Origin of the sequence: Phormidesmis priestleyi ULC007 (assembly GCF_001895925.1) — a bacterium.
GTDB lineage: Bacteria > Cyanobacteriota > Cyanobacteriia > Leptolyngbyales > Leptolyngbyaceae > Phormidesmis_A > Phormidesmis_A priestleyi_A.
The window spans coordinates 1-26,519 of the sequence record NZ_MPPI01000011.1; the positions used below are offsets into that span (position 1 = coordinate 1).

At 48.6% G+C, this 26,519-nt stretch carries 33 protein-coding genes and 1 tRNA gene; 22 read left to right on the forward strand and 12 right to left on the reverse strand.

Going from position 1 to position 26,519, the window contains the following annotated elements:
- Window positions 1-150 precede the first annotated feature (150 nt).
- Both BRW63_RS11460 and BRW63_RS11465 read left to right on the forward strand, forming a co-directional pair.
- Window positions 151-699, forward strand: coding sequence for a DUF2808 domain-containing protein (locus BRW63_RS11460; RefSeq protein ID WP_073071243.1), 549 nt, complete (start codon window positions 151-153; stop codon window positions 697-699).
- A 550-nt stretch (window positions 700-1,249) separates the two neighbouring features.
- A complete protein-coding gene (locus BRW63_RS11465) occupies window positions 1,250-1,864 on the forward strand; it encodes a CHRD domain-containing protein (protein WP_073071244.1) in 615 nt (204 codons plus the stop codon).
- A gap of 207 nt (window positions 1,865-2,071) precedes the next feature.
- On the opposite strand, the gene BRW63_RS29535 is transcribed toward BRW63_RS11465, so the two are convergent.
- Window positions 2,072-2,194, reverse strand: coding sequence for a hypothetical protein (locus BRW63_RS29535; RefSeq protein WP_262983535.1), 123 nt, complete (start codon window positions 2,192-2,194; stop codon window positions 2,072-2,074).
- A 377-nt stretch (window positions 2,195-2,571) separates the two neighbouring features.
- Between BRW63_RS29535 and BRW63_RS11470 the strand changes: the two genes are divergently transcribed.
- The 7 genes from BRW63_RS11470 to panB all read left to right on the forward strand — a co-directional run bounded on the left by BRW63_RS11470 (window position 2,572) and on the right by panB (window position 7,807).
- A complete protein-coding gene (locus BRW63_RS11470; RefSeq protein ID WP_073071246.1) occupies window positions 2,572-3,159 on the forward strand; it encodes a sigma-70 family RNA polymerase sigma factor in 588 nt (195 codons plus the stop codon).
- Window positions 3,160-3,161: 2 nt separating this feature from the next.
- Window positions 3,162-3,932, forward strand: coding sequence for an anti-sigma factor (locus BRW63_RS11475; protein ID WP_223257360.1), 771 nt, complete (start codon window positions 3,162-3,164; stop codon window positions 3,930-3,932).
- Window positions 3,933-4,371: 439 nt separating this feature from the next.
- Entirely contained in the window at window positions 4,372-4,560 is a 189-nt protein-coding gene (locus tag BRW63_RS11480; RefSeq protein WP_073071248.1) for a CsbD family protein, read from the forward strand.
- A gap of 143 nt (window positions 4,561-4,703) precedes the next feature.
- Window positions 4,704-5,105: a hypothetical protein gene (locus BRW63_RS11485; protein ID WP_223257361.1), complete on the forward strand. Its 402-nt coding sequence runs from the start codon at window positions 4,704-4,706 to the stop codon at window positions 5,103-5,105.
- Between the two features lie 49 nt (window positions 5,106-5,154).
- Window positions 5,155-5,679 carry a hypothetical protein gene (locus tag BRW63_RS11490; RefSeq protein ID WP_073071249.1) on the forward strand — a complete coding sequence of 175 codons (525 nt, stop codon included), beginning with the start codon at window positions 5,155-5,157 and terminating at the stop codon, window positions 5,677-5,679.
- Between the two features lie 193 nt (window positions 5,680-5,872).
- Window positions 5,873-6,973 (forward strand): ligand-binding sensor domain-containing protein, encoded by a 1,101-nt coding sequence (locus BRW63_RS11495; protein ID WP_223257362.1) that lies wholly within the window; start codon window positions 5,873-5,875, stop codon window positions 6,971-6,973.
- Window positions 6,974-7,027: 54 nt separating this feature from the next.
- Window positions 7,028-7,807 carry a 3-methyl-2-oxobutanoate hydroxymethyltransferase gene (panB, locus tag BRW63_RS11500; protein ID WP_073071253.1) on the forward strand — a complete coding sequence of 260 codons (780 nt, stop codon included), beginning with the start codon at window positions 7,028-7,030 and terminating at the stop codon, window positions 7,805-7,807.
- 20 nt (window positions 7,808-7,827) lie between these two features.
- On the opposite strand, the gene BRW63_RS11505 is transcribed toward panB, so the two are convergent.
- Together BRW63_RS11505 and BRW63_RS11510 are read right to left on the reverse strand one after the other, a co-directional pair.
- A complete protein-coding gene (locus BRW63_RS11505) occupies window positions 7,828-8,412 on the reverse strand; it encodes a D-glycero-alpha-D-manno-heptose-1,7-bisphosphate 7-phosphatase (RefSeq protein ID WP_073071254.1) in 585 nt (194 codons plus the stop codon).
- Between the two features lie 4 nt (window positions 8,413-8,416).
- Window positions 8,417-9,379: a glycosyltransferase family 9 protein gene (locus tag BRW63_RS11510; protein WP_073071256.1), complete on the reverse strand. Its 963-nt coding sequence runs from the start codon at window positions 9,377-9,379 to the stop codon at window positions 8,417-8,419.
- Between the two features lie 106 nt (window positions 9,380-9,485).
- On the opposite strand from BRW63_RS11510, the gene ispD reads away from it, so the two are divergent.
- The gene (ispD, locus tag BRW63_RS11515; protein ID WP_073071258.1) at window positions 9,486-10,202 is read left to right on the forward strand and encodes a 2-C-methyl-D-erythritol 4-phosphate cytidylyltransferase; all 717 of its coding nucleotides are present in this window, start codon (window positions 9,486-9,488) and stop codon (window positions 10,200-10,202) included.
- Between the two features lie 8 nt (window positions 10,203-10,210).
- Here the strand turns inward: ispD and BRW63_RS11520 are convergent, their stop codons facing one another.
- A complete protein-coding gene (locus BRW63_RS11520) occupies window positions 10,211-11,326 on the reverse strand; it encodes a tetratricopeptide repeat protein (protein WP_073071260.1) in 1,116 nt (371 codons plus the stop codon).
- Window positions 11,327-11,515: 189 nt separating this feature from the next.
- Here BRW63_RS11520 and BRW63_RS11525 point away from each other — a divergent pair, with 189 nt between their 5' ends.
- Window positions 11,516-11,845, forward strand: a complete 330-nt coding sequence (locus tag BRW63_RS11525; RefSeq protein ID WP_073071262.1) for a YbjQ family protein — start codon at window positions 11,516-11,518, stop codon at window positions 11,843-11,845.
- 165 nt (window positions 11,846-12,010) lie between these two features.
- Window positions 12,011-12,664, forward strand: coding sequence for a hypothetical protein (locus tag BRW63_RS11530; RefSeq protein WP_073071525.1), 654 nt, complete (start codon window positions 12,011-12,013; stop codon window positions 12,662-12,664).
- Window positions 12,665-12,773: 109 nt separating this feature from the next.
- On the opposite strand, the gene BRW63_RS11535 is transcribed toward BRW63_RS11530, so the two are convergent.
- Window positions 12,774-12,847 (reverse strand) — tRNA-Arg (locus BRW63_RS11535).
- A gap of 39 nt (window positions 12,848-12,886) precedes the next feature.
- On the opposite strand from BRW63_RS11535, the gene moaC reads away from it, so the two are divergent.
- Window positions 12,887-13,411, forward strand: coding sequence for a cyclic pyranopterin monophosphate synthase MoaC (gene moaC, locus BRW63_RS11540; RefSeq protein ID WP_073071527.1), 525 nt, complete (start codon window positions 12,887-12,889; stop codon window positions 13,409-13,411).
- Here the strand turns inward: moaC and rsmD are convergent, their stop codons facing one another.
- Complete coding sequence (rsmD, locus tag BRW63_RS11545; RefSeq protein WP_073071264.1) at window positions 13,412-13,951, reverse strand: 16S rRNA (guanine(966)-N(2))-methyltransferase RsmD; 540 nt, start codon at window positions 13,949-13,951, stop codon at window positions 13,412-13,414.
- 13 nt (window positions 13,952-13,964) lie between these two features.
- Complete coding sequence (gene hisH / locus BRW63_RS11550) at window positions 13,965-14,609, reverse strand: imidazole glycerol phosphate synthase subunit HisH (protein ID WP_073071265.1); 645 nt, start codon at window positions 14,607-14,609, stop codon at window positions 13,965-13,967.
- A 199-nt stretch (window positions 14,610-14,808) separates the two neighbouring features.
- Here hisH and BRW63_RS11555 point away from each other — a divergent pair, with 199 nt between their 5' ends.
- On the forward strand, window positions 14,809-15,696 hold the full coding sequence (locus tag BRW63_RS11555) for an alpha/beta fold hydrolase (RefSeq protein WP_073071267.1): 888 nt from the start codon (window positions 14,809-14,811) through the stop codon (window positions 15,694-15,696).
- Window positions 15,697-15,708: 12 nt separating this feature from the next.
- Here BRW63_RS11555 and BRW63_RS11560 read toward each other — a convergent pair whose 3' ends face one another.
- The gene (locus BRW63_RS11560; RefSeq protein ID WP_073071269.1) at window positions 15,709-15,963 is read right to left on the reverse strand and encodes a hypothetical protein; all 255 of its coding nucleotides are present in this window, start codon (window positions 15,961-15,963) and stop codon (window positions 15,709-15,711) included.
- Window positions 15,964-16,567: 604 nt separating this feature from the next.
- Here BRW63_RS11560 and BRW63_RS11570 point away from each other — a divergent pair.
- From BRW63_RS11570 to recJ, 4 genes are all read left to right on the forward strand, one after another.
- A complete protein-coding gene (locus BRW63_RS11570) occupies window positions 16,568-18,061 on the forward strand; it encodes an ATP-binding protein (protein WP_073071272.1) in 1,494 nt (497 codons plus the stop codon).
- A 74-nt stretch (window positions 18,062-18,135) separates the two neighbouring features.
- Window positions 18,136-18,612: a CRR6 family NdhI maturation factor gene (locus BRW63_RS11575; protein WP_073071274.1), complete on the forward strand. Its 477-nt coding sequence runs from the start codon at window positions 18,136-18,138 to the stop codon at window positions 18,610-18,612.
- 41 nt (window positions 18,613-18,653) lie between these two features.
- The gene (locus tag BRW63_RS11580; protein ID WP_073071276.1) at window positions 18,654-19,076 is read left to right on the forward strand and encodes a hypothetical protein; all 423 of its coding nucleotides are present in this window, start codon (window positions 18,654-18,656) and stop codon (window positions 19,074-19,076) included.
- A gap of 60 nt (window positions 19,077-19,136) precedes the next feature.
- Window positions 19,137-21,182: a single-stranded-DNA-specific exonuclease RecJ gene (gene recJ, locus BRW63_RS11585; protein WP_223257363.1), complete on the forward strand. Its 2,046-nt coding sequence runs from the start codon at window positions 19,137-19,139 to the stop codon at window positions 21,180-21,182.
- Window positions 21,183-21,312: 130 nt separating this feature from the next.
- Here recJ and psb30 read toward each other — a convergent pair whose 3' ends face one another.
- Window positions 21,313-21,432 carry a photosystem II reaction center protein Ycf12/Psb30 gene (gene psb30 / locus BRW63_RS11590; RefSeq protein ID WP_073071278.1) on the reverse strand — a complete coding sequence of 40 codons (120 nt, stop codon included), beginning with the start codon at window positions 21,430-21,432 and terminating at the stop codon, window positions 21,313-21,315.
- 318 nt (window positions 21,433-21,750) lie between these two features.
- Between psb30 and BRW63_RS11595 the strand changes: the two genes are divergently transcribed.
- The 4 genes from BRW63_RS11595 (at window position 21,751) to BRW63_RS11610 (ending at window position 24,123) form a co-directional block, all read left to right on the forward strand.
- The gene (locus BRW63_RS11595) at window positions 21,751-22,938 is read left to right on the forward strand and encodes an RNA-guided endonuclease InsQ/TnpB family protein (protein WP_073071279.1); all 1,188 of its coding nucleotides are present in this window, start codon (window positions 21,751-21,753) and stop codon (window positions 22,936-22,938) included.
- Window positions 22,939-22,991: 53 nt separating this feature from the next.
- Window positions 22,992-23,342 carry a YkgJ family cysteine cluster protein gene (locus tag BRW63_RS11600; protein ID WP_073071281.1) on the forward strand — a complete coding sequence of 117 codons (351 nt, stop codon included), beginning with the start codon at window positions 22,992-22,994 and terminating at the stop codon, window positions 23,340-23,342.
- Between the two features lie 64 nt (window positions 23,343-23,406).
- Entirely contained in the window at window positions 23,407-23,811 is a 405-nt protein-coding gene (locus BRW63_RS11605) for a TMEM165/GDT1 family protein (protein WP_244913197.1), read from the forward strand.
- A 15-nt stretch (window positions 23,812-23,826) separates the two neighbouring features.
- Window positions 23,827-24,123: a TMEM165/GDT1 family protein gene (locus BRW63_RS11610; protein WP_073071284.1), complete on the forward strand. Its 297-nt coding sequence runs from the start codon at window positions 23,827-23,829 to the stop codon at window positions 24,121-24,123.
- A gap of 72 nt (window positions 24,124-24,195) precedes the next feature.
- Here BRW63_RS11610 and BRW63_RS11615 read toward each other — a convergent pair whose 3' ends face one another.
- From BRW63_RS11615 to BRW63_RS11625, 3 genes are all read right to left on the reverse strand, one after another.
- Window positions 24,196-25,563, reverse strand: a complete 1,368-nt coding sequence (locus BRW63_RS11615; protein ID WP_073071286.1) for an NAD-dependent succinate-semialdehyde dehydrogenase — start codon at window positions 25,561-25,563, stop codon at window positions 24,196-24,198.
- 31 nt (window positions 25,564-25,594) lie between these two features.
- On the reverse strand, window positions 25,595-26,014 hold the full coding sequence (locus BRW63_RS11620; RefSeq protein WP_073071288.1) for a DUF2294 domain-containing protein: 420 nt from the start codon (window positions 26,012-26,014) through the stop codon (window positions 25,595-25,597).
- A 207-nt stretch (window positions 26,015-26,221) separates the two neighbouring features.
- Window positions 26,222-26,401, reverse strand: coding sequence for a hypothetical protein (locus tag BRW63_RS11625; protein ID WP_073071290.1), 180 nt, complete (start codon window positions 26,399-26,401; stop codon window positions 26,222-26,224).
- Window positions 26,402-26,519: the final 118 nt, after the last annotated feature.

Here is a 26,519-nt window from a genome sequence, read left to right on the forward strand (position 1 = left end):
TTCAGCTAACGTGCGATCCTCTTCTGAAGTCAAAATGATCCGGAGGGGAGCAGGCATAAGGAGGGGTTAATTAGAGGGTCTTCCTATCTTATATTTAACTTCACCCTCCTACTTATATGATACCAGAATCAAATCTTCGTGGAGGTCACAATGAGCCAGATTCAAGAAATCCTAACACTGGCGATCGCCAGCACGCTACTCGCTACATCAACAACGGTTGCTCAATATAACACTCCGAGTGATGACAGCACCTTAATGCCGGAGGTCACAACTACGAGTGGTTACGAGATGGAGGAGTCTCTAAAGCAAAGTCAGGCAACCGTGAGCGATGACTCTTATTCGTTCACGATGACGTTACCACAAGCAGACAGCGGCTTTACAAAGCTGTCTCTTTCGCTAACTAAGCCCGATCGGGATAACACGATCGTGCCCATTCATCTCAACCTAAAAGGCACTACCGCTTTTGTAGGAACCTCGACGACGGGGGCAGCGATCGCAGTCAAAGACGCATGGATTGATGAAACGGGCACTGTCTGGGTAGAGTTCAATTCGCCAGTGGCTGCCAAAACTACCCTGACTGTTGTGTTCAAAACGCAGAAGCCTCTAGCGGTAGGACAGTATGTTTATAGTATTGCTGCTTACCCAAACACAAAACCTTCCGTTGCTGTTTTCGTTGATAGCGGCACCGTGAAAATTTAGAAGATCTCGATCGCTATCTGAATCTCTAGCTGAAGTAGCCCTATATAGCAATCCTAAATGATTGTGGGATGGGCATCTTGCCCGTACAGGCTGGAAGCCTGTCCCACTCTTACAACTGAAATAGGATTGCTATATTACCAGGGCTACTTTACCCGCATGAATTTCCTTGCATGTAGCAGTTGACACTTGTAGCAACTTCACCTTCTCCAGTCGCGATTGAGACACAGTTGATGTGTTTTAGCAGAGTTTATAGATTTGACAAAAATGGCATGATCAAAACGGTTGTTTTATCACAGTAATTATTTATACCAACCACTACAGATAATAAAACTATTTAGATTTACATAATCGCTAATAAGGGCTACCTAAAGACAGAGAAGCGATCGCGAGTAGAATCCGGTGTAGATTCAGATGCCTGTAGGACAATTTGCAATCCAAATGTGAACCGAGTCCGTAGTACTAACTGAAACCACGATCGATTCGATTGATGTTTTTAACGATACAGCCCTCGATCGGGGGTCAGGTTACTTCACCTTAAACAAACAAAACCATGAACAAAGCAAAACGACTGCTTCGTAATCTTATTTTGAGCGCTATTACCTGTTTGGTCGCAGTTAACATTTCAATCTTTTCTCAACCCGTTCACAGCCAAGAGGCTTCAACACTCACCGCCTCACAAATCCCCGTGGGATCAGAAGCGCTACGCGAAGCTGAGAGCGTTTTGATGGCTCAAGGAATGGAGAGCAAACCCTTTACCCGCTATGTTGCGGTTCTCACTCAAAATGAGGTTGTTCCGACGACTCCATCTAGTTATGCCTTTGGTGCGGCAGGAGCGGTGTTAGTCGGCGATCGCTTAATTGTTCGGGGTGACTTTAGTAATTTGTCGAGTCCTCTACGCGACTATGCAACTGATCCGCTCAATCCGCCCAACCCCAATGTTACGTCTGGCGCGCACATTCACCGAGGCGAACCGACAGGGAATGGCCCATTTCAATATGCCCTACAAGTCAGTCCAGGCGAAAGCGGGCTTCAAGGTCGATTGATGGGAGAATACACGCTGACGAGTGAACAGCTACAAGCGCTGTCAAGTGGCAAGCTGTACGTGGATATTCATACTAAACAGAATCGAGCGGGCGAACTGCGTGGCATTCTCAAACCGCTCTAACTGTCAGAGGGATGGGTTGGGGTAGGGGCAATCCCCCGTGGTCGCCCTCCGTCAGGGGTAGGCACGGGGGCGCTATCCCTACAGCCATTTTATCCCCTCATTCTGCAACGCCCAAACATTCTGCCGATTCGACCTTTAATGAGATGGTGCTTGCTATTGTTGTTAATTTCATAATACTTTTGGTTGGATTAGAGAGGCGTATCGGTTCTAGTGAAGTTGCCAAATCCGAATCGTTGGGTCTTTGCTGCCACCGACGAAATGCTGAGAATCAACCGCGATTAAACGAGTTGCAGAAGTTTGGTCTGAGACAATAGGTTGAACGGTTGCCATCGGAAGCCGCAAGAGTTGAAAACCGCCAAACTTAAGCCACTAGTTCTGTCAACAGTTCAGATTGCACGTTTAAGCGGTTCATATGATTGACCTCGTAAGAGTGTTTGTTGGGATTGGTTGGGGCATGACCTCCAACTGATTGACAGTTTGCCTGGTTCAACTGCTCATTTACCAGTCCAAAAACTGCTCACTCTTTGCTCACTTTTGGCTGTTTCTGTTCATACATCCGATCGCAGGTCGAACACGTACTTAAAGAGATAGGGAAGAATGATTGAATTCTCTCCTTAAAGAAGTAGATTGATTCAAGGCGCATTAATGGCACAATGAGGGCTGAATGATGATTTAAATAATTCGCTTGCAAAAGCCCGATATGCCTCATGCCTGAGCCATCCGACCACCCAGAACAACCCGTTGCAAATCAGACAGATGCAGACCTATATCTGGCACTGAGAGGGGGGCAAACGGCTGCTCTTGGCATTCTTTACGATCGTCACGCTAGATTAGTTTATGGGCTAGCCCTCAAAACCCTCAGCAATGCTCAAGAGGCAGAAGATCTCACTCAAGATATCTTTCTGAACCTCGCCAGATCAACGTCTTATGACCCACGACGAGGATCTCTCAGAACATTTCTAGGAATTTTGACTCGCTCTCGCGCCATTGACCGCATTCGATCGCGCAGCACTGCCTTGTCCCATTTGGAGCGATTGAGATCAGAGCACAACTCAGAAACCCCAGCTCAATCTCCCTTTGACCAGGTTTCTCAAACCGAACAATCTCAGGAGGTTAAAACAGCCCTTGCTCAGTTGTCAGAGAGCGAACAGCAACTGTTGCAAATGGCTTATTACGAGGGTCTTAGTCAGTCAGAAATTGCCGAGCGATTAAGTATGCCGTTAGGAACTGTCAAAACGAGAACTCGGCGGAGTCTCATCAAATTGCGCCAGACCCTTACCGATTACATTGGATAATTATGTCTATAACTGGGTCGGTGTCTTCAGAACACTTACAGCTACTCATTGCCGGATATGTGTTGGGCGATCTCGACCCCAATGAAGCGGCAGAATTTGAGCAGCTTTTGCTAGATCACCCCGCGATCGCAGACGAGGTGACTCAGATGCAAGCCGCGCTGGAACTGTCTGATGATCTGCCCGAAGTCGATCCTCCAACGCATTTGCGGTCAGTCATTCTCAATGCTCAAGCTCAACCAACTCCTTTAGCCGCAGTTCCTGACCCGGCGGTTTCTAGAACCCGCAGAAACCCGTTTCCCTGGAGTAGAGCGCTAAATCTGGCGGCGGCAGTGCTGATTGTGGTGCTAGGAGTCAATAACTATCGTCTCCGACAAACGCTACAAGCCTCACAGACTGAAACTCAGCGATTGGCTGCTCTCAACTATTCGTTAAAAAGCACAGAACCAACTAATCCAGCTTCTGCCACTGTTGCCGTCAACCCCAATAACTTAGAAGCGGTTTTGACGGTCAAAGATTTGCCCCCGTTGCCTCCCGGCAAGGTCTATGTGTTGTGGACGCTGCTCAAGGAAGATGCTCCTTACACCACTGACGCTAAAGGAGCCATTTTGACCGAAGCTTTTAACGTCGATGCTCAAGGAGGCGTGGCTAAACCGATCGTCGTGCCTAGAGCTTTCCGGTCTGAAGCGTTGATTTCAAAAGTTGCGGTGACGATCGAAGATGCGACAGCGCCTCAAAAGCACCAGGGAAAACCCATCATGGTCACAAGTCTATAGTCTAAGAGGATGTTTGAAAAGTTGAAATAAACCCTGCACGTCTGAAGTCACGAAGCTGAGGCATTTATGAATCTTTGCAAATGCAGTGAGCAATCAAGGAGCTCATAGAAACAAATCAAGAGAAAGTTTGGGATGTTGCCTTTAACTTTTATTGATGATGAGATGCTGTCGAAGCCTGACACGATCGCATTAATAGCATTTTCAGACTGCGCGATCAGGATGCGAGAAGTGCTGCGATCGCTCAAATAACAGCAGCTATAGGGACTCGACTCGTGCAATCCTCCATTTAGCAGAGATGACTCAATTAAAATGTACTTATTAATACAACTTCTGGGGGAGCGCTTATTCTAAGCGCTCCTTTATTGTTAAAGGGTAAGCGGTGATTCGGATTACAGCTTACATAAAATAACAGACCAACTAAAGAATAAAGGAGCCTATCATGAGCTTAGAAGATAAAGCTAAAGCAGCAGGCAAGAACATTGAAGGCAAAGCACAAGAAGCTTTAGGCAATGTAACGGGTGATGTTGGCGATCAAGCAGAAGGCAAAGCAAAGCAAGCTGAAGCATCTGCCCGCAACGCTAAAGAAGATGTGAAAGATGGTGTTAAGAACATCGTCGATAAGGCGTAATTAAATCTCAAATGGATTTGGATAATTCGATATTATCCAAATCCATTTTGTTTAGAAAGAAACGTTTTCTAACTCACTTAAAAATAAACTTGGAGGCAATTCTAGTGAGTTTATCTCAGCATTTTCGTAGGGTTTTAATTGCTTTGTCACTAGTCCTATCTTTGACAATCACCGCTTGTGGTGGAACGGCTGTAACTGCCAAGACCACAAACCAACCGGGAATCAGCAACAATCAAAGCTACGGACAAATCGAGCGCGGTACGACTCAACAAGGGCAAAACTTTGGCAATTGGGTGGTGCAAACGAGTCATGGATTAGTTCAAGATGCTTATGTTCGTGGCAGTGACAAACTAGGGGTTGTCATCTCTCCTCAAGTTCGTCCAACCGAAGTGCGAACATTGGCGAAGTCTTTAGTCCAAGGCTTTCGTAAGAATGCCCCCAATCGTGACTTGACTGTCTTGATGTATGCCCCTGACAAGCAGTTAGTTTTAACTGCAAAATATGACAACAGCACCAAGCAAATTCAGTATGGAACTAGCAGCTAAATCAACGCTACTAGCAATTGCTGAAAATTGACACAGGAGTTTATCAAAAATGCCTAGCAGCGACGAATATAAGCGCCAGGTCATGCACGATTTGGCAAAGGGAGATAAAGAGTCTGCGGACGATATTATTCCCGATGATTCTGTAGAAAATTATCAGAATTTTGACGACTTTGCTCAACGATCGTCCAAAGAAGAACGGCGGCAATTGTTTGGCAAATCGTTTCACCCCGATCGCATTCCTTCCAGCCAAATGGAACCCGAATTGCAAAAGGCGATCGCTCAAATCAAACCCAACGAGCGGAATGATGTTGCCAAAGAATTCTTCAGCCAACTAAAAAAGAGAGGGTTGCACGATCGTGACTTAGAAAGGCAACTGGGACTCACCACTCACAACCCCGGTCACATGACTGCTGATGATGTCAGCAAGCTTGCAGCATTCACTTATCACAATCACCCCGATATCTTTCAAGAAGTGTTGGCAGACCAGCCTGCAATGATGAAATTCTTAAGCAACCCGATGGTTGGGGCAGCTTTGGGCGCGATCGCCGCGAAATGGTTCGGCGGTCATAAATAGAGGTCAAGCATCAGGTTGATATCAAAGAGATGAGGGTCTAAAGCTCTCATCTTTTTTGTTTAGCAAAGTTTTGAGAGCGTTCACAAACGAAATTATTGTGATGTCCTGACTTTGTAGCAGTATCATGGGCATCATGAAATTTGCTGGGTTGATCGTTTAGAATCTTCAACCCTCAAAGCTGTGAGGAATGTTTGTGAGAAGGTTTAATCTGTCGTCTCTAATATCTTTAGGAATCGCGGCAAGCTCGATCGGGTTGTTAAGCTTGCTCATACCAGGCAGATTTGCGATCGCAAGTCCTGGTTTCTCCAAAGCGATCGCTCAATCAGCCCCTCAAAAACCGCCCACCTATGTGCCTGTTGCTCCGCCGCCTCTGGCTCCGCCGCTACCAACTCAGCGACAGCCCCAAGATGAGCGGATTGGAGAAGATTATCGAGTCAGTGCCCTTCAGCCTGATTATCAGGGTCATCTTTGGGTTGGCTCTTGGCAAGGGTTGGCAAAGATTAACCCCAACACTGGCAAGATTCTGAGCCGAATTGCGATTCCTAACCGCACGATCGGAGCATTGGCTCAAGACAAAGTAGGACGAATTTGGGTTGGCACTTATGAAGGATTGCTGCGCGTCGATCCCCGCACCAACGAAGTGACTGCACAGAACTTTCTTCTACCGTCCAATCGCGTTTTGTCACTGCTGATTGATCAGCGAGGCTATCTCTGGGTCGGTACAGACCAGGGTCTAGCGCTGATTAGCCCTGATCAAGGCTTGTTAATGACGACCCTCAAAAACTTGCCAGGGGTCAGTGCAAATGCGCTCAGTTTAGATGCAGACGGTCAACTTTGGGTCGGCACACTAGAGAGCTTAGTGCAGGTGGATACTTCTAGCGCTCTGGTCACTAATCAAATTTCAGAGATTCCGGGCGGAGTGGTGCAAGCCCTCACCCTCGATTCGAGAGGGTCTTTGTGGGTCGGCACCTTAGATGGCTTGCTAGAAGTCAACCCCAAAGCCGCACAGATTAAGCGATCGGTGACCCAACTCCAAGGGCGCAACATTCTCTCAGCCCGATTTGACAAAGTAGGTAGCATGTGGGTGGGCACCAATAATGGACTTTTTCGCCTCAACCCCTACAATGGTGCGATCGTGGGGCAGGTGGGCAGTTTGCCGTCGAGTCAAATTCTGGCAGTTTCTCCTGACACTGGAAACAAGCTCTGGGTGGGCACTAGCGATGGGTTAGCGTGGGTAAGCATGAGCAGCTATCAAAGTCAGCCTCATTTCACGTTCAGTCGGAGTAATCCTTGAATGGCAGAAGATCAGTAGGATAGACTCACGCCTTAGTTTACGTCTGTTAACGATATGCCAGTTACGCCACAGCAGTTAATTCAGTGGAAACAGCAGGGACGCACGATCGTGGCCCTCACCGCTTGGGATTATGGGTTTGCCCAAATCTTAGACCAGTCGGGCGTTGATGTGATTTTAGTCGGCGATTCGCTGGCGATGGTGGCGTTAGGCTATGAAACCACGCTGCCAGTGACGCTCGACGAAATGCTGCATCATGCGAAAGCAGTACGTCGAGCGGTCAAGCAAGCGCTGCTCGTGGTGGATTTGCCTTTTCTGAGCTATCAAGAAAGCGTTCAGCAAGCCATTCACTCCGCAGGTCGAACCTTAAAAGAAGCGGGCGCACAAGCCGTCAAGCTAGAAGGCGGCTACCCTGCGATCGCCGAGACGGTGGCTCATTTAGTTCGCGCCGGAATTCCGGTGATGGGGCATATTGGGCTGACCCCACAATCGGTTCGGCAGTTAGGGTTTAAGCAGCAAGGCAAATCACCCGAAGAGGGAGAGCGCATTTTGTCAGAAGCGATCGCCCTCGAACAAGCCGGAGCCTTCTCGATCGTGGTTGAACACGTTCCGGCTGATCTGGCGTTGCAAATCACTCAAAAGCTGACCATTCCCACGATCGGCATTGGTGCCGGAGTTCACTGTGACGGTCAAGTTCTAGTCACCACCGATGTTTTAGGGTTGGGCACCTGGAAACCGCCGTTCGCAAAATCTTACGTAAATCTGCACGAATTGATTACTCAAGCCGTTCAGAATTATTCAGGCGAGGTGCGATCGCGCGAATTTCCAGAATCGTAATTTCCAAATTCAACCCGTTCTTAGCTTTTTTTCTGCAAAATCCATTTCACGGCAGCCGTTAAGTCTGTGGCAATATAGTCGGGCTTGGTGTGATGCTGATAATCACCGCTAAGAACGCGATCGCCATAACCCGTCTGCACCAAGATGCCTACACAGCCAGCGTTGTGTGCCATATCAACATCAGTCGCTTTGTCACCCACCATAAAGCTTTGAGAAAGGTCTAAATCGTGTTCCCAAGCCGCCGCCACCAGCATTCCAGTATTAGGCTTGCGCCACGTCGTCCAGCGCGTAAATTCTGCTTGAGTGCCGCCTTCGGGTGGGCTGAGATGAGGACAGTAATAAAGCGCATCCAATCGTGCCCCCGCTTCAGCGTCGAGTAGACGACAAAGCCGTTGATGCAAAGCTCGTACATGAGCATCAGGATAATAGCCTCTGGCAGGCCCAGACTGGTTAGAGACGAGACAGCAAAATAACCCCGCATCATTGAGCTGCCGCACCGCTTGGGCAACTCCCGACATTAAATGCAGGTCTTCAACCTGGTGAATGTAACCAGCTTCTTGATTGAGAACGCCATCTCGATCGAGATACACGGCGGGTCTTGCCATGACGCTAACCGCCCCAAACTTTCTGTAATATGGTTTGTGGCGAAATATCTGCCATTTCTCCAGTCGAGGACTTGATGCCGATCGCCCGTTCACTCTGGGGCAAAAGCTTTGCGGGATCGGTCGGGCCAAACAGCGCCAACGTGTAGGTTTGAGCCGCGATCGCCAGGTGCATGGGGGCACTATCTGTACACAACATCAGACTGGCCCCGGCGATCATTGCCACTAGTTCACCGATGTTGCTAGGCGAAGTGACTTTAAGCTTTGGAGTCGATCGCAACAGATCTGCGACAAAATCATCATCTTCGGGGCCTTTGACTAAAACCATCGGCAGGTCTGGCTGCTTTTTCTGAAAATCTCGGACGATCGTTCGCCAACTTTCGACCGGATAAATTTTGTCAATGCCCTTCAGCCGCGCAAGTTGACTCGACCCACCATGAATGATCACATAGCCGCCGTTTTGAATGCCTAGCCGTTTCCGTTCGATATCTGCCCATTGCAGATCTTTAGCTGGCACACTGACTGCTAATTCTGGACAGGGCGTATCAATGCCTAAACCCTTCAACAAATCGTGATACATGACTGCGGCATACTGATTTTGATTGAGCGGCACCGGATTAGTGAGAAACCAGTCTCTGCCGCCACTTTCATAGCCCACACGAGTCGGAATTCCACTCAGCCACAGCAAAAAACCAACAGTTTGGCGTTGCCCTAAAGAAATGGCAATGTCATATTCGCGATCGCGCATCACGCCCAGTAGATTTGCAAAATCTGCCAGACTATTGCTGCCCTTAAAATCAAACAAAATTGTGTCGTGAACTGACTTAGAAACCCGATAGGCGCTTTGAGCGCGTGGCTCAACGACGACATCGATCTGAGCGTCAGGGTAAGCTTTTTTTAGATCATCTAGAGTTGGAAAGAATAGGATTTGGTCGCCAATTCCACCAGGAACAAGGGCAAGAATTCTCATATTGATCTCTTTACGGTTCTTAATACCATATTCGCTCTTATTTTAGGGGAAGATACACACAGTCAAACGGTTTTGAAGTTTAGATTTTGAGTTGAAAGGAAAATCTGTGTATCTACTCATACCAGCCGCCGGGTCGGGTCGCCGAATGGACAGTGAATGGCTCCGTCAAGGCACCGCCCAGCGCAATAAGCTGCTGCTCAATCTGTTGGGCAAACCACTCCTCGCCTGGACGCTGTTAGCAGCAGAGGCTTCGAGCCACATTAGCTGGATCGGCATCATCGGGCAGCCGATCGATTGGGATGATTTCACCACGATCGTCACCCAACTCTCTTTCACAAAGCCCATTCACTTAATCGAGGGTGGCTCGACGCGGCAAGAATCGGTCTACAACGGGTTGCAAGCTCTTCCCCCTGATGCCAAACACGTCTTGATTCACGACGGCGCGAGATGTTTGGCAACCCCAGAATTATTCGATCGCTGCGCCCAAGCTGTTTTGACCTGTGCAGGGTTGATTGCGGCGATTCCGGTCAAAGACACGATTAAAGTTGTTGATCAGGAGAAGCTGATTAAAAGCACGCCCGATCGCAGCCAGCTTTGGGCAGCCCAAACGCCTCAAGGCTTCTCGGTGCCGCTGCTCAAAAAGTGTCACCAAGAAGGGCGACGGCAAGGCTGGGAGGTCACAGACGATGCGGCGCTGTTTGAGCAATGCCATCTTCCGGTGCTGATCGTGGAGGGCGAAGAGACGAATCTGAAAGTAACGACTCCGGTTGATTTGGCGATCGCAGAGTTTATTCTCACGCAACGGCTAAATCGTGCCGTATAAACATCGCATCACCTCAACTCTTTCAACGTAGCCTCAGCTTTCTTAGCCTCTTCTGAGTTGTTTTGCTGTTGATACAAATTTTGGGCTTCTCTCAGGGCTGCGATCGCTTCCTCTTTACGATCGCGAGCTTTTAGGGCGATCCCCAACTGATAATGAGCGCGGGCATTCTGAGGATCTAGCTGCACCGCCTCTCGATAAGCGATGATCGCTCGGATGAATTCTCGCTGCTCGATCGCCAAATCTCCTAGCGCTAACTGGGCTTCGATCGATTGAGGATTGACGTTGACTGCCCGTTGATAGGCAGTTAGCGCCCCCGCAGAGTCGCCCACTTCTTGCAAAACTTTGCCCATTTGTAAATGCAGCTTGCTGTTGCTAGGGTCGAGTCTAACCGCACGATTAAAAGCTGCTAGAGCCGCGCGGCGATCGCCTTGACTGAGCCAGCCAACCCCCAAGTTAACTTGAATGCGGCTACTGCGAGGGTTCAGTTCTGCGGCGCGTTGAAGGGAAGTAATTCCTTCTCCGATCTGGTCTTTTTGCAACAGCATCAAGCCGAGCATCTCATAAGCTTCTGCATTTTTAGGCGCGATCGCGGTGACTTTTCGATAGGTGGCTAATGCCTGATCATATTGACCCTGCCGCGACAAGACAGCGCCCAAACCGAGATAGGCATTTAAGTTTTTAGCATCCAGCTTAGTTGCGCGCTGATAAGCGACGACTGCGGCTTTGTCATTTCCTGCACTCGCCAGACTAAACCCTAAAGCATATTCAAAATCAGAATTGCTAGGATCGAGGACGATCGCTTGCTGATAGGCGATAATCGCTTCTTGAAAGTTGCCCGTCTGCGCCTGAATGTAGCCAATTCCAGAATAGATGCGAGGGTTTTTTTCATCTAACGCGGCGGCTTGTTGAAACATAGGCAGCGCTCCTGCCCAGTTTTTGGCATCAACTAACTCACGCCCCTTTTGCAGCAAGTCATCTAGCTCTTGCTTAGTCTGATCACCGGGCTGAAGATCGGTCGCCTGAGCAAAAACAATCTGGGGCGATAAGGTGAAGGTGGCTCCGATTAAGAGGCAGATCAGCGTCGATCGCCAACGGAGATTAGGTCTTTTAAGACTACAGATCATGAGTTGTGGACGTGAAAGAATAGATTGGATTGAATGGCAAGTCACACCGCAGCTAAGATGAATTTAATGCCAATCAACGCATAAAAACAATCCAAGCAGGTGATTATTCTTGCTGCTTAAACAAAAAGTAGATCGTTGCTCGATCGTGAGCGATGCTACTATCACTAAGTTTTCTTGAGCGGAAACCCCATGATTGTCACTACAACTGATGTTATTCAAGGAACGACGATCGAGGCTTATTTAGGCATTGTCACGGCTGAGGTCGTCTATGGCAGCAACGCGCTCCGAGATTTCTTTGCCGGAATTCGAGACATCATCGGTGGGCGCACCGCAGGCTATGAGCGTGTGTTTGAGCAAGGGCAGCGAGAAGCGATCGCCGAACTTGAACAACGTGCCCAGCGTCTTGGCGCAGATGCTGTGATTGGCGTTGAGATTGATACGGGAACGATCAACATCGATCAGTCAGGTGTCTTGCTTCTAATCACTGCCACCGGAACTGCTGTCAGGCTTCGTCAATAAAGTTCATTCAAAAACGTTTTACCCCAAGTCCATCCCTCAATTCACTCTAACGATAGACTCCTATACTCATTCTGCTGGTAGAGATATCTCACCTGTAGAGGGCTTAGAGTAATGCTCAAGTGTAAATCCTTTGCAAAAAACTATCGACTTGGGGAGCTAATTAACATGGCGTATGCTAACAGACCTATCACTGATCAGACTATCGTTCAAACTTCGGGTGAATACCACGATCGAGTCCGTTGGGGCCCGATTCTCTCTGGACTCTTTGTCGCGCTGGCTTCTCAACTGATTTTGAGTGCTTTGGGCGCGGCGATCGGAGCGACGACGATCGCGAATTCTGGCGCTCCCAGATCAAACCTGGGAGATGTTAGTCAAGCTGTCGGCTGGTGGGCGATCTTGAGCCTGTTGATTTCGCTATTTATCGGTAGCTGGGTGATGGCGCGGGCTTGCGGCCCAATGAACCGCAGCACAGCACTGCTGAATGGAGCAATTTTGTGGGCAACCACACTGGCTTTGAGCGCGTGGTTGCTAACCAGTGGCGTGACGGGTGCATTTGGTTTAGCTGCGTCTTCGGCCTCTAATGTTGCCGGGGCTGCGTTGCCACAAACTGGGGTTCCCAATGTGAATCCAACTGCAATTCCTAGCCCGACCGCTCAAGATACCCGCAACATTGCAGACGGAGCGGCGAAGGCTGGCTGGTCTTTTGTATTGGGTTCTTTGTTGGGCTTGGTTGCCTCTCTAATTGGCGCGGCAACTGGCGCTCGCAGCCCTCGCGATGTCACGGTTTACGCAGAGCCAACGACGACGACCACTCGATAAACCTGAGCTAAACCTTCAGCGTCTTCTCTTCCCTTTGTCTAAACATTAGACTGAGGGAATTTTTTTGACAAAAATAGGGACGCTGTTGATAACGTCCCTATCTTATGAACGGGCTAGGAGGGATTCGAACCCCCGACACCGTGGTCCGTAGCCACGTGCTCTAGTCCACTGAGCTACAAGCCCCCGTGTTGATAAGATCATCATACTATCACAATGCACCCGATGACAAAGAATTCTTCAATTTCTTCTAAAAATTCTGCAAATTCTCTCAGTCATCTAGACGCAGATGGACAGGCACAGATGGTTGATGTCTCTGCCAAAGCGGTGACGGCTCGGCAGGCGATCGCCATCGGAAAAGTGCGAATGTCGCGAGAGACGCTGAACACGATCGCGGCTGGCAATGCGCCTAAAGGGGATGTGCTAGGCACTGCAAGACTGGCCGGAATCATGGCAGCCAAACAAACCGCGCACCTGATTCCGCTTTGCCACCCCTTGCCTTTAACCAAAGTCAAAGTGGTGATCACTCTTGACGAAGACTTGCCGGGCTATCAAATTCGCGCTGAGGTCAAGACAACGGCAGAAACCGGAGTCGAAATGGAGGCACTCACGGCTGTCTCGATCGCAGCTTTAACGCTTTATGACATGGCAAAGGCGCTAGAAAAATCAATTCAAATCGAACAAATTTATCTAGTCAGCAAAACGGGCGGCAAGTCAGGAGACTATCAAGCTGATACCGACGCAAGTTAATCAGGGTTCCGTCTGGTAAAACGTCAGGGCTGTACTTCCGTAGTGCTTTTGACGGCAGATCTCTAAACCTGCAATCTCATGCAGTTGACCCGGACTGTGTTCGATCGCAAGTTCTCCATTAGCCGCTAATAAGTGATGGTGGACGATCGCAGTCAACACAGGCTGATATAACCCACTCGCATAAGGCGGATCAAAATAGATGTGATCAAACTGCTGACCAGAAAGGTTTTCTAAACGTTCTAGCACTTCACCTTTCATGACTCGATAGGTTTGCTCTGGTTTAGCGACTTGTTGCCAATTTTGTTGAATTACGGCACAAGCATCTCTCGATCGCTCAATTCCTATCACTGTCTTTGCACCCCGACACAGGGCTTCTGCGCCCATTGAGCCACTTCCGGCACACAGATCAAGCCAGCGGCAATCGACGATCGTGCCTTGCCAAATGTTAAACATCGCTTGTCGCACTCGTGCAGCAGTCGGACGCGTTTCCTGTCCGGGAAGCGTTTTAATTAAACGATTGCCGTAAATTCGTAGACTCATGATTTCGTCGAGACTACCTCGCGGCTAATTGCTGACGATCAAGGACTAATTGCACGAAGTTAGAGAGAACTTTCAGTCCACCCGTCGAAGATTTTTCAGGGTGAAATTGCACCGCCATGAGGTTGTGGTCAGCGATCGCAGCCGTCACTGTTTGACTACCGTGGGTGATCGTCGCTGCACAGATTTGCGGATCACTGGGTTCTACATAATAAGAGTGAACAAAATACATCCAAGGATCGGCAGGAAGTTGATGCCAGAGAGCGCACTGGGTTTGCGTCAACTCCAATTGATTCCAACCCATGTGCGGAATCGTGATTCCAGGCTCATGACGAAATCGCTTCACCTGTCCAGGAATGATCCCTAGCCCAGGTTCGGTGCCTTCTTCACTCGCGTCAAACAAAATTTGCAATCCCAGACAGATGCCCAGAAAGGGTTTGCCACTCGCGATCGTTTTCCTGATCGGCTCTTCTAAATGCCGCGATCGCAGATGTTGCATAGCTGGATCAAATGCCCCGACCCCTGGCAGCACGATCGCATCTGCCTGCTCAATCTCTCGTGGAGAATCGGTGATTTTGGTAGTCGCGCCTGCATTGGCTAACCCTTTGCAGGCAGAGTGCAGGTTTCCCATGTCGTAATCTATGACTGCAATGACTGGCATTGTCTCAACCCTCGATCGCTTAACCTATTGAAGATTGTAGTCGGTTCATCGATCTAAACTCTACCGCTCCCGTATCCTAGTAAAGAGATAGAACGACCCTCAGGAATGAATCTCGGTAATCAGTCAAAATCTGCTCTTCTAGGCAAGCGCAAAATAGTATGATGAAGTTGTCTTAAGAAAACTTCATAGAACCATCATCGTGACTGTACAACGCTTAACATCAGTTGCTCTTGAGAAGCAAACCTGGGAATGGCAAGGACACCAGATTCAATATACGTCGGTTGGCAGTGGGCAGCCTTTGGTGTTGATTCATGGCTTTGGAGCCTCGATCGGGCACTGGCGCAAAAATATTCCCGTCCTGGCGGCTGCCGGATATCAAGTCTTTGCCCTTGATTTGCTGGGCTTTGGCAACTCTGCAAAGCCTGCGATCGATTACACGCTAGAGCTTTGGGTGGAGATGATTCGCGACTTTTGGCTGGCGAAGATTCAGCAGCCTGCGGTTTTTGTCGGCAACTCGATCGGCGGTCTGATCTGTCTAATGATTCTTGCAGAACACCCTGAAATGGCGGCGGGTGGAGTTTTGCTCAACTCAGCAGGTGGACTCAACCATCGCCCCGACGAATTAAACTTGCCACTGCGGTTTGTGATGGGCAGCTTTGCAAAACTGGTGGGTTCTAAAGCGATCGGTGCCTGGCTGTTTAATCGAGTTCGCCAAAAAGCTCGAATTCGCGGCAGCCTCAAACAGGTCTACAAGAATCCCGAAGCCATCACCGACGAATTAGTCGATCTGCTGTATCTTCCCTCTTGTGATCCGGGTGCTCAGGCGGTGTTTGCGTCTGTTTTGACTGCCCCCGCTGGGCCCAGACCAACCGAACTGTTGCCCCGTATTCAAGCTCCGCTTCTGGTTCTATGGGGAGAAGCCGATCCGTGGACTCCGATCGCAGGGTCACAAATCTATCAACAGCTAACAGAAACTCACAATGTTCAGTTTGTGGGAATTCCTGACACGGGGCATTGTCCCCATGACGAGCGACCCGAAGTAGTTAATCCGCTGATTCTCAACTGGCTCAAGACGATCGCACACTAACTTAAATCACGCTCAACGGTCTACGATCGCTGAGGCTGTTTGAGTGGGAGCGATCGCATAGGCTTGTGCAGTAGGCACCAACGTCCAACCCGCTTGTCTGAGTCGTTGATAAGTTGTCCAGCCTTTAGAAGCTCCAGGGATGGTCAAATCAGGAACTCGATAGTGAGATGCGGTGTAGGGCAACCAGGGTCTGTTTGGGTGTTCTCTTAAATGCAACACTTTATTTCCACCGCCCAATCCAGCCAGCCAGCACATTTGTCCATTCATAAATCTTTTCCTTAAAGTACTAAACACGTTTTGCTGAACCCTGGTTACTCAGCTTGTGATTATTTTTGACCCAGAGGGTTAGACGAGTTTTAGAGGTGTAACCAGACTGTTATCCAAACTTCATCGGTTTATGGTCTGATTACGCTTAGGTTATGTAAATCTTTGTTAAAGCGAATTGATAAAAAGACAGACTTATGCACACCAGCCAATTACTCTAAAGTTACATAGAAGATTCACTCTATAGCAGGATGTTTAAGCGGAATCTACTGAGTAAAAGAGGCATCTGCGAGTCAGATTGGAAATTTGTTGGGTCAATATACTGAAAAGCTCGGATGCGATCTTTAGAGAATTTAAGTATTAATTGACTGTTAATCAAATATCGATCGAGCGCTGGGGTCAAAAAAAGCTGTTCTTCCATGAAGGTAGCGATCGAAGGCTTCATGTTCTAAGATTCAAATTTTTCACTACAACCTCAGTTCTACGCAAATCGCGATCAGTCTCAAGATCAAGTAATTAATAGCCGCGATCCCAAAAAGTTCATCTGTTTTTGAGCCTTGATTTCATGCCTGAGTCGCAACTTCACAACACCCTGTTCTAACTTCTTATGACTTTATTAGTCGCCCCAGAAATTTCTCTCTATGAATTAGCGGCTGACTCTGGGCAAACTCCCTTTGTCCAAGTTAGTCCCGCTACCTTCAAGTCGATGGTGAGTAACCTGATCGATTTATTGATTGAGCAGCAAACTTTGGCTGCGGTTTGGTCAAAGATGCCGCGTGGCCAAGCTTGGCAAACTGTACTCGATCGCTATTGCAGGCTTTCTGACCTTCCTCAAGCAGTTTATTTGTTGAAAAATCAGCGAGAGGAAATCTTTGACGACAGCATTCAGTCATTTGAACAGGGCGATCGTAATCTCGCAAATCACCCACTCATCACTTCAATCTCGCTGGCTCCTGAAAGTCAGCTTAGACGTGAGTATTTTTTGCTGATTTGGTCAGAGCAGTTTTGCTGCTTGCTGATGGCTCACCGTTTTAAATCTCCTCAAGCGACGATCGAGCCTCCAGTTTTAGAAAGTGGGCCAGAAGATTCTCCTGACAAAAAGCAATCATTGAGCGTTCTGTTCTCGTTAGATCAGGCAATGATTCGACAGTTTCTCAGTCAATTAAATCGAGAATTGCCGCTTCTAGACGCTTCTAGATGTGAGATTCGGGCACCTTGGGAGATGTTGATCGATCGAGTTCAACCCTTGCCTTTAGATGCAAAGTTGATGGGGCGGATTTTCACAAAACAAATTCAGCGTCAAGAAGAACTCTGGCAGCGATCGACCACTTACCGCAAACAAGCCGAACTCGCATCGCTGCTGCAAAGGCAAAATGAGGAGCTATTGACGGCAATTCGGTTAAAAGATGAGTTTCTCAACAACGTGGGACAAGAGTTGAGAACGCCTTTGACTAACATGAAAACTGCCATCACTTTGCTCAACTCGCCCAATCTCAAGCCACCTCAAAAGCAGCGATATATGGATCTGCTGGTGAAAGAGTGCGATCGCCAAAGCACTCTGATTACGAGTCTGCTCGATCTGGTGAACCTCGATCAAAGGGCAGAACACACCACGATCCAATCGCTACAGTTGAGCGATGTCGTGCCGGGAGTCGTTAGCACCTATCAACCCCTGGCAGAAGAAAAAGGGGTGAAATTGGCTTACATCGTGCCCGAAGGCTTGCCACCTGTCGCATGTCTGAGTATGTGGCTCAAGCAAATTGTGATTAACCTGCTGCACAACGCGGTTAAATTTACGCCTAAGGATGGGCAGGTTTGGGTGCGGGCAAAACAGCAGGGCGACTATGTGCAGCTTGAGTTTCGCGATACGGGAATTGGAATTGCGCCCAGTGAAATTCCTAAAATATTTGATCGCTTCTATCGAGTGCGTCAAGCGATCGAACAAGAGACAGGGGGATCGGGTTTGGGGTTGACGATCGTTCAGCAACTTTTGCTGCACTGTGGCGGTTCCATCTCGGTGAAAAGCCGAATCGGTGAGGGTTCTACCTTCAATGTTTTGTTGCCAATCTATCAAAAACCAATAGAGCAAGAGGAGATCTAAAGAGTTTTGAATTGAGTCTGTCTGCTGAGATCAGTGAGACTATTGAAGTGTGAACTTCATGACTCATCATCTTTATGTCTATCTCGATCACCCTTCACGCCGATCAGATTAATAGGTTAGACCTGTCTCCAGCGATCGCGGCAATCAATCCCCTGCTGTTGGAGATTCTTGCTTATGAGCAGCAGCTTCAGTTTACGATCGATTACCCGCTCGAACCCGATGACCCCAGAGAGCTATCTGAGATTCCAGAGGTGCGTTTGTGGTTTATCCGCTTGGATGCGCTGTATCCCTGGCTGCCGTTTTTAGTTGATTGGAAAGCTGGAGAACTGGGACGATATACAGCAATGCTGGTGCCGCATCAGTTCCACCCCAAAGAGGGAATTCAGTACAACCCAGAGGCGCTAGAAATTTTTGTGATGAGTAAGACGTTTGTGCTGATGAATTGGCTCAAGCAGCAGGGCATTGAGAGTCGATCGCGCCTCAAAGCGATGACACAAATGTTGGGCTATGAGTTAGACGACGCATTTTTTGATTTACTGGTCGAGAATTGATCGCTGATTCTGAATCGTAAACTCTACTTGGAATAGGTGCCATGACTTCTAAATTTTGGACGATCGCGCTGACAACAACTTTTCTGCTGGTCAGCCCAATCGCCAGCCTCAACGCCCGAACCTGCAAAAATAATTGTCCTGCCCCAGTTCTTCAATTTACGCCAGGTCAGCGCATCGTCGTGCAAGTTGTCAACCGCACCGAAAATCGAGTTGAAGTCGAAAAGGTGTTGGGCACGAACCCGATCTCAGTCGCACCAGGTCAGCAAATCGAATTTGAGCGCGGCGGCAGCACCGATCCTAATTTCTCGGTCGTGTTTTGGGATGTCACAGCATTGGCAATGAAATCGTCGCTTTCTAAGCCCAACCCCAACACATTACGAATCGAACTCAAATCAGAGCGCAAATATCCTCCGGGCGATCGCTCGGTCTACATCCGCAACGATGGCCGAGTCGATGTTTTTTAAAGAGTCAAGAGAAAGTTTTATGATTTGCGCTTTTATGTCGGTAAGATGGGCTGAGTCTTTTTGGATCGATCGCCTGTGTTAGAGCTACCTGTTTCTCGATCGAGTCTGTCTCCCCGTGCTGCAATTCCTGACCAACGTTGGAATATTTTTCCCAGTCAGGCAGAACGAGCGGAGCAGCTTGCTCAAACAACGAGCTTGTCTCCCTTGTTAACTCAGGTGTTGCTCAATCGAAAAATCCAGACACCCGAACAGATCAAGGTTTACTTAGATCCCGACTCTCAAGATTTACCGTCACCCTTAGAAGACTTTCCAGATCTGCCCATCAGCTTAGAGTTGCTGATCAACGCCATCAATCAACGCCAGCGCATCGCGATTTGTGGAGACTATGACGCAGACGGTATGACTAGCACGGCTCTGCTGCTGAGAGCGTTGCGGTCTTTGGGTGCGCGAGTCGATTATGCAATCCCCAGCCGGATGAGTGAGGGATATGGCATTAACGAACGGATCGTTGAAGACTTCCATGAAGAAGGAGTTTCACTCATTCTCACCGTCGATAACGGCATTATGGCGCACAAGCCGATCGCCAGAGCAAGAGAGTTAGGGTTAGCTGTGATCATCACCGATCACCACGATTTGCCGCCTATTTTGCCCGATGCCAACGCGATTCTCAACCCCAAGCTGATTGCCGAAACGTCGCCTTATCGCAGCATGGCGGGCGTGGGTGTCGCTTATGTTTTGGCGCTATCGCTGGCACAGAGTTTTGACCAAACGCGAGAACTTCGAGATGTTTTATTAGAACTCTTTACGCTGGGCACGATCGCCGATCTCGCACCACTTCTGGGCGTAAATCGTCGCTGGGTGAAACGGGGCTTACAACTGTTGCCGAAGTCCAAACTATCAGGCGTTCAGGCGCTCATTCAAGTCGCAGGATTGAGCGGTGAGAAAAATCTGAAGCCAGAAGCGATCGGCTTTCGCTTAGGACCACGCATCAATGCAGTGGGTCGTTTAGCAGATCCCCAAATTGTGATCGAACTGCTGATTACTGACGATGATGGGGTCGCTTTAGAACAGGCGATGAAGTGTGAGCAGATTAACAAACAGCGTCAGCAACTCTGCGAACAGATTGAGCGAGAAGCGATCGAAGCTTACGAACAAGGCTCACTAGATGCAAAGGACGATCGGGTGCTGCTGCTCGTGCAACCGGGCTGGCATCATGGCGTGATTGGCATCGTGGCATCTCGGTTAGTCGAGCGCTATGGCGTTCCTGTGTTTATCGGTACTTACGAAGACGAGGCTCAACAACACATTCGAGGATCAGCTCGCAGCATTCCAGAGTTTAATGTCTTCGAGGCGCTGGAATTCTGTAAAGATCTGATGCTCAAATGTGGGGGGCACAAAGCAGCAGGCGGGTTTTCGTTTGAGGCGAGTCAATTGGATGCGATTCGATCGCGCCTCCGCACCTTTGCCCATCAATCCTTAAAACCAGAACACCTCAAGCCGCTCGTCACCGTTGACACTCAGGCAAATCTCAATCAAATTGACTTAAGCTTCTATGCTCAAATTGATGCCCTTCACCCCTGCGGCATGGAGAACCCCGACCCCGTATTTTGGACTCCGAATGTGCGGATTAGTGACCAAAAAATGATTGGCAAAGGACACCTCAAATTAATGGTGTGTCAAGAAGATTTGGCAGCCGATGAATTTGCAGCAGGTCAAAAACTGCAAGCGATCGCGTGGCGTTGGGGCGAATATTATCCCTTACCCAAGCATTTGGATATTGCCTACCGAGTTAGAACCAACGAGTGGAATGGAGATATTTCGGTTCAGCTAGAAATCATTGGAGTCAGGCTGCCTTCTCAGTCGGCAAATTCTGGCGTTGAATTTTCTCACAGTCAGCGCAATTACACCTGCGTGATTTTAGAGCGAGACGGCATCAAAGAACTCAGAATTCGCAACTTTAAAGGCGAGGTTCTAGCCATTCAAAAAGGGCAAAAAACGGGGACTTTAGGGAAGACTCCGCAGACGACGAAAGAGGTAGACGTTTCTCAACCGCAGTTCTATCACTTGATCAAAGCAGCGATGCAAGTCTTAGGAGTGGGCGAGTAATTCACATGAAAAAGCCCGATCGTGACGATCGGGCTGTGGAGCTACTCTCTCTTAAACTTTATAAAACTTTGTCAAGCTAGCTGAATACCCTCAGCTACGGCTACTGACCTAAACCACCTTTAGGAAACTTTTAAAGATTGCCGTTCCGCAAAGCGAGCAAGAAAATCACAGCGGGCCCTGCAATCACGATCGCTGCAAGCATTGACAACTGAGCAATCGCCTCAAAATTGATATTGCTTAGAAACTCCATTTCCCCTCCCAACAAGCCTGATAACGTCTGAACCGAAACCGCAACCGCTAATATCTTATCGGTACGATCGCACCTTTCTTAAAGAACTTTACAAAACTATAAAAGACTTAAACTGCGTCAGCTAACCATTATGTTTTGTTAAAGTGGATCATTCGCGCTTGTTCAGTCTCTCATATTCTTGATCGGCTTCAGCGCCACCAAAAACCGCTATCCCCCTACGACCCGCTTCGCTGAGGTCGTAGGGGGATAGCGGGGCAAATGCAGTGAAACGGAATTTGCCAATTGTCTTTGCCTCCCACAAGTGGTATTATTGTACTCATGAAACAAGTCCTGACAATCGTTGTAAAGCTTCAACCTACCCCTGAGCAAGTGTCTAAAATGGATGCTTCGCTCCAGGCGTTTGCGAATGCTTGCAACTATGTCAACGACAATACCGATCCTAAAATCACCAACAAGATTGCACTGCAAGCCCTGACCTACCAGACCATCAAAGCCGAGTTCGACTTGGTGGCAAACATGGCAGTCAGGGCGTGCGCTCGTGTCGGTGCAAATCGCAAAACGGCAAAGCTTAAAGGCAAGCCAGTTAAAAAGTTTGCACCAACCAGCATGGACTGTGACAAAGACTTGTTCACCTTCAGGGAGAAGGATTGGGAAGTCAGCCTCGCCACCGTCCAGGGCAGAGAACGAGTCAGACTGAATGCTGGCAACTATCAGAGAGGGAAGCTCAAGGGCTGCAAGCCAACCTCGGCTCAACTGTGCAAGCATCGTGACGGCAAGTTCTATCTGCACATTCAACTCAAGGATGAAGCGCCAGAGCCAATTCAATCGCGCAATGTGATTGGCGTTGACTTTGGACGCAGAGACATTGCCGTTACGTCTGAAGGAGAAAAGTGGGACGGTCAGGACATCCAGCAAGTTCGAGATAAATTCTCCAAAGTCAGAGCATCGCTGCAAGCAAAAGCCTCGAAAGGCACAAGGTCTACTCGCCGTCGGGCGAGACAGATCTTGCAACGGCTGTCGGGCAGAGAGCGACGCTATCAGCAATGGTTGAACCATCGAATCAGCAAAGCAATTGTGCAGCAAGCCAAAGCGCTTGAAGCGGTGATTGCGGTAGAGGATTTGACAGGCATTCGAGAACGCACCAACGAACTGCGGCGCAACAAGACTGAGCGCAGACGTTCTAATAGTTGGGCGTTCTATCAGTTGCGCCTGTTCATTGCTTACAAAGCAATTCAGGCAGGCGTGGAGATGGTCGCGGTGAATCCGGCTTATACCAGTCAAACCTGTCACCAATGCCTGCACATTCACCCCGTTAAAGGCAAGTCTTATCGTAGTGGTAAGCGCTTTCAGTGTGGTCATTGCGAGTGGTCTGGGGATGCTGATTTGAATGGGTCAAGGATGATCAAGATTTTGGGGCTGTCTGTAAACCAGCCTAGAGGTTCGGAGCTTGCTTGTTCTTTGAACAGTCACGCTTCAGGGCTACTAAAAGCTCCCCGTTCAGCGTAAGCGACGGGGAGTAGTTTACTCTGAGATCAAGATTTTTTCCCTCTCTAAAACCTATGGCAACCTGGCTTTGTGTAAAACAGTGTGGTGCTTGCTGTCACCTCGACCCAACCGATCGCCCCGATTTAGAAGACTACCTCTCTGCCGCAGAACTTGAGCTTTACCTCAGCATGGTTGGCGACGATGGCTGGTGTGTAAATTTTGACCAAGACAGCCGAGAGTGCCGCATTTATGAGAAGCGCCCACGCTTTTGCCGGGTGGAAACCAAAACTTTTGAAGAAATGTTTGGGGTTGAGCCAGCAGAACTTAATGATTTTGCGATCGACTGCTGCCGTGAGCAGATCGAAGGGGTTTATGGCGATCGCAGTTTAGAAATGCTGCGCTTCGATCAAGCGGTTGGCATCTAAAAAACATTGCCAATCGCAGCAAAGTCTAAGATAATGAAAGAAATGTGAAAAGCAGTGTCCCTTCATGCCACTACCCGAACTTTCTGTATCCGGTCTGCCTGACTCTTCATTAATCGAGTCTGACTTCTCTGATCAGTCTATGGTGCTTGAGATCGAAACTCCGTTGAGCGCTGCCCAAGCCCCAACCTGGGACTTTTGGAAAGTGTTTGGCTCCACTTTCGTCACGATCTTCTTGGCAGAACTGGGAGACAAAACTCAAGTCGCAACGCTGCTGATGAGCGCTCAATCTCAAAATCCCTGGGTGGTGTTTGCGGGTGCGGCATCTGCTTTAGTCGCAACAAGTTTGGTCGGTGTATTAGTCGGTCGCTGGCTGTCTACCCGTCTTTCACTCAAAACCCTTGAGCGCGCCACAGGAATGCTCTTACTCGTTATTTCAGCCCTGCTGGTTTGGGATGTTGCACGAATGTAGTCAGGAGTCACAGCGATGGATTGGCATCTTTTAGGGTTGAGTTTTATTACCGTTTTTTTGGCAGAGTTGGGAGATAAAAGCCAGCTTGCCGCGATCGCCCTGAGTGGCGCAAACGCTAAATTTCCGAGAGCGGTTTTTTTAGGCACGATCGCTGCCCTAATTTTGGCAAGCTTTTTGGGTGTGATTGTGGGTGAAGGCACCGCTCAAATATTGCCTGCTCAATATGCCAAAGCGATCGCCGCCGCAGGGTTTGCAATCATGGCAGTTCGGCTACTCTGGTTTAGCGCTGAAGAATCAGAATCGATCGAGTAAAAGCCGCCGATTTTCTGCATTTGAGGCGATAGAAAATAGGTGTAGATTCAAAATTATTCATTTTGCACCGTCCTATTTTTCCCAAATTGTTTTGATGTTGACAAACTCATGAATTCCTTCTTTGCCTAGTTCGCGCCCATAGCCCGATCGCTTGATGCCGCCAAACGGCAACCGCACGTCAGATTTGACCATGCCGTTGATAAAAACTGACCCCGCTTCGATTTCTTCAATGAAGCGATCGCGCTCTTGTTGATTGGTCGTCCAAGCACTCGCACCCAAGCCAAACGGGGAATCATTAGCGCGTCGAATCGCGGCATCTATGTCAGGAACTCGAAACAGTAGCGCCACAGGCCCAAAGAATTCTTCGTGTTCTGCTAGACAGCCAGCCGGAATCTCACTCAAAATTGTTGGCGGATAAAAGTTACCTGGACGATCGGATAAAGGTTCACCGCCGATCAAGACTTTTGCGCCTTGCTGAACGCTCATTTTGACTTGCTGATCTAAATCTTTAAGAATTCCAGGGGTGGCGAGCGGCCCAATATCGGTGTCTGGCAAGAGAGGGTCGCCAATTTTTAGCGCACGATATTTTTCGACCAAGCGATCGATAAATTCATCAGCGATCGCGTCTGCCAGAATAAACCGTTTGGCAGCAATGCAAGACTGTCCATTATTAATCATCCGCGCGGTCACTGCCGTTGAGATAGCTGTCTCCAAATCTGCACTAGGCATGACAATAAACGGATCGCTGCCACCCAGTTCTAAAACGACTTTTTTAAGGTGCTTTCCTGCCGTCGAAGCTAAACTGATGCCCGCAGGTTCGCTGCCTGTCAGAGTTGCGGCTTTTACTCGATCGTCTGCCACGATCGCCGCTACTTGGTCGGCTCCGATCAACAGCGTTTGAAACGTCCCCGTTGGGAAGCCAGCCCGATGCAGAATCTCTTCGATCGCGAGAGCAGACTGGGGCACATTTGAGGCGTGTTTAAGCAAGCCAACATTTCCTGCCATCAGCGCTGGAGCCGCAAATCGAAACACCTGCCAAAGTGGAAAGTTCCACGGCATGACTGCCAAAATGATTCCGAGCGGCTGATAGCGAATAAAACTATGACTCGCATCGGTTTGAACAGAAACATCGGCTAAAAGCTGAGGGGCATTTTCAGCATAATAACGACAGACCGACGCACATTTTTCGACCTCGGCGATCGCAGCTTTGAGCGGCTTTCCCATTTCTAGCGTCATGGTTTTGCCAAAGCGATCGCGCTCTGCTTCTAAAATCTCAGCCGCCCGATTCAGCCAACTCGCTTTTTGCTGCATTGGCACCGTTCGATAGTTAAGAAACGTTTGCTGCGCGAGATCGAGCTTGGCTTCAAGATCGCGATCGCTCAACGGTTCAAACGTTTTCAAAACGTCTCCATTAGCTGGATTTGTAGTGGCGATTCCCATAACGACGCTCCTGACGATCTTGAACTAGTAATTATTCTGTATCTTCTGCACTTGCATCACTCCTAAGTTTGCGAGTCGCTTGAGGCTCACGAAACTGGGGCGTATCGGCTAAAACCGCGATCGTACCCATCCGCCCGGTTTTAAGGGTGGCATCCGTTAAAACATCAACGACTTCAATTCCAATCACTTCTCGAATCAACTCTGTCAGTTGAGGATTGAAAGCTTTGTCGAGATCGTCTCGCACTTGTTCTGCCAAATCTTCTTGACCACTTGCAACCAAAACTTGCTCAGTTTTAGTAATAGAATCTTCTAAAACAATAACAACTTTACCATCAAAAATTTGACACTGAACTCGACTTGGCTGCTGCCCAAGCTGAGTGCGATAGAGGGCTTGAATGCGCTGAGAAAGAGTACGTTCTAGCTGTCCACGGGTTTGGGTTTCAGAATTCATAGTACATTAATCTGAAAATACAGGGTTTTAATAACTAGATAGAAGTTGCTAACTTAGTGCTGTTATTATCGCGATTGCTGAATTTAGAACAATCCATCTGAGGGCGGGTTTGAAGTCACCAAAGATTAACCAATAAGCTCTACTTTGGACTCAGAAGTCCCTAGTTTGAGTTGAGAGCGTAACTCTAAATTGGGAGTGATTTAATGTTTATCTCGTCTCAATGAGTCCATTGACGATCGCTAGCACGAGGGTTAACAAAATTAATGTCCACAAAACAAATCCAGGGATAAAGGTGAGTAGCCCTACTCCTCTCAGAAGCCAAACCAGAGCCGTTAGCCCAATGACTCCCAAAAAGACAACAACCCTTGAGTTAGATGACTTGCTCATAGTTTTTCACGCAATAATGCTTGTGTTTCTTGTCTCCTCACCTTTAGCAAATTTCTCTGAATCTTCATCAGAAAACAGCAGATTTTTATGGCAAGGCATCAATTATATTGATAACTTA

Excerpts from the sequence above, each read along its gene's own strand:
- rsmD (WP_073071264.1), bottom strand. The coding sequence starts at position 13,951 with ATGAGTCTACGAATTTACGGCAATCGTTTAATTAAAACGCTTCCCGGA.
- BRW63_RS11525 (WP_073071262.1), top strand. The coding sequence starts at position 11,516 with ATGATTGTCACTACAACTGATGTTATTCAAGGAACGACGATCGAGGCT.
- BRW63_RS11465 (WP_073071244.1), top strand. The coding sequence starts at position 1,250 with ATGAACAAAGCAAAACGACTGCTTCGTAATCTTATTTTGAGCGCTATT.
- BRW63_RS11605 (WP_244913197.1), top strand. The coding sequence starts at position 23,407 with ATGCCACTACCCGAACTTTCTGTATCCGGTCTGCCTGACTCTTCATTA.
- BRW63_RS11575 (WP_073071274.1), top strand. The coding sequence starts at position 18,136 with ATGTCTATCTCGATCACCCTTCACGCCGATCAGATTAATAGGTTAGAC.
- BRW63_RS11570 (WP_073071272.1), top strand. The coding sequence starts at position 16,568 with ATGACTTTATTAGTCGCCCCAGAAATTTCTCTCTATGAATTAGCGGCT.
- BRW63_RS11600 (WP_073071281.1), top strand. The coding sequence starts at position 22,992 with ATGGCAACCTGGCTTTGTGTAAAACAGTGTGGTGCTTGCTGTCACCTC.
- BRW63_RS11480 (WP_073071248.1), top strand. The coding sequence starts at position 4,372 with ATGAGCTTAGAAGATAAAGCTAAAGCAGCAGGCAAGAACATTGAAGGC.
- BRW63_RS11475 (WP_223257360.1), top strand. The coding sequence starts at position 3,162 with ATGTCTATAACTGGGTCGGTGTCTTCAGAACACTTACAGCTACTCATT.
- moaC (WP_073071527.1), top strand. The coding sequence starts at position 12,887 with ATGACAAAGAATTCTTCAATTTCTTCTAAAAATTCTGCAAATTCTCTC.
- BRW63_RS11520 (WP_073071260.1), bottom strand. The coding sequence starts at position 11,326 with ATGATCTGTAGTCTTAAAAGACCTAATCTCCGTTGGCGATCGACGCTG.
- BRW63_RS11490 (WP_073071249.1), top strand. The coding sequence starts at position 5,155 with ATGCCTAGCAGCGACGAATATAAGCGCCAGGTCATGCACGATTTGGCA.
- BRW63_RS11460 (WP_073071243.1), top strand. The coding sequence starts at position 151 with ATGAGCCAGATTCAAGAAATCCTAACACTGGCGATCGCCAGCACGCTA.
- BRW63_RS11470 (WP_073071246.1), top strand. The coding sequence starts at position 2,572 with ATGCCTGAGCCATCCGACCACCCAGAACAACCCGTTGCAAATCAGACA.
- panB (WP_073071253.1), top strand. The coding sequence starts at position 7,028 with ATGCCAGTTACGCCACAGCAGTTAATTCAGTGGAAACAGCAGGGACGC.
- BRW63_RS11505 (WP_073071254.1), bottom strand. The coding sequence starts at position 8,412 with ATGGCAAGACCCGCCGTGTATCTCGATCGAGATGGCGTTCTCAATCAA.
- BRW63_RS11610 (WP_073071284.1), top strand. The coding sequence starts at position 23,827 with ATGGATTGGCATCTTTTAGGGTTGAGTTTTATTACCGTTTTTTTGGCA.
- BRW63_RS11510 (WP_073071256.1), bottom strand. The coding sequence starts at position 9,379 with ATGAGAATTCTTGCCCTTGTTCCTGGTGGAATTGGCGACCAAATCCTA.
- BRW63_RS11615 (WP_073071286.1), bottom strand. The coding sequence starts at position 25,563 with ATGGGAATCGCCACTACAAATCCAGCTAATGGAGACGTTTTGAAAACG.
- BRW63_RS11595 (WP_073071279.1), top strand. The coding sequence starts at position 21,751 with ATGAAACAAGTCCTGACAATCGTTGTAAAGCTTCAACCTACCCCTGAG.
- psb30 (WP_073071278.1), bottom strand. The coding sequence starts at position 21,432 with ATGGAGTTTCTAAGCAATATCAATTTTGAGGCGATTGCTCAGTTGTCA.
- BRW63_RS11625 (WP_073071290.1), bottom strand. The coding sequence starts at position 26,401 with ATGAGCAAGTCATCTAACTCAAGGGTTGTTGTCTTTTTGGGAGTCATT.
- BRW63_RS11560 (WP_073071269.1), bottom strand. The coding sequence starts at position 15,963 with ATGAATGGACAAATGTGCTGGCTGGCTGGATTGGGCGGTGGAAATAAA.
- hisH (WP_073071265.1), bottom strand. The coding sequence starts at position 14,609 with ATGCCAGTCATTGCAGTCATAGATTACGACATGGGAAACCTGCACTCT.
- BRW63_RS29535 (WP_262983535.1), bottom strand. The coding sequence starts at position 2,194 with ATGGCAACCGTTCAACCTATTGTCTCAGACCAAACTTCTGCAACTCGT.
- BRW63_RS11580 (WP_073071276.1), top strand. The coding sequence starts at position 18,654 with ATGACTTCTAAATTTTGGACGATCGCGCTGACAACAACTTTTCTGCTG.
- BRW63_RS11620 (WP_073071288.1), bottom strand. The coding sequence starts at position 26,014 with ATGAATTCTGAAACCCAAACCCGTGGACAGCTAGAACGTACTCTTTCT.
- BRW63_RS11530 (WP_073071525.1), top strand. The coding sequence starts at position 12,011 with ATGGCGTATGCTAACAGACCTATCACTGATCAGACTATCGTTCAAACT.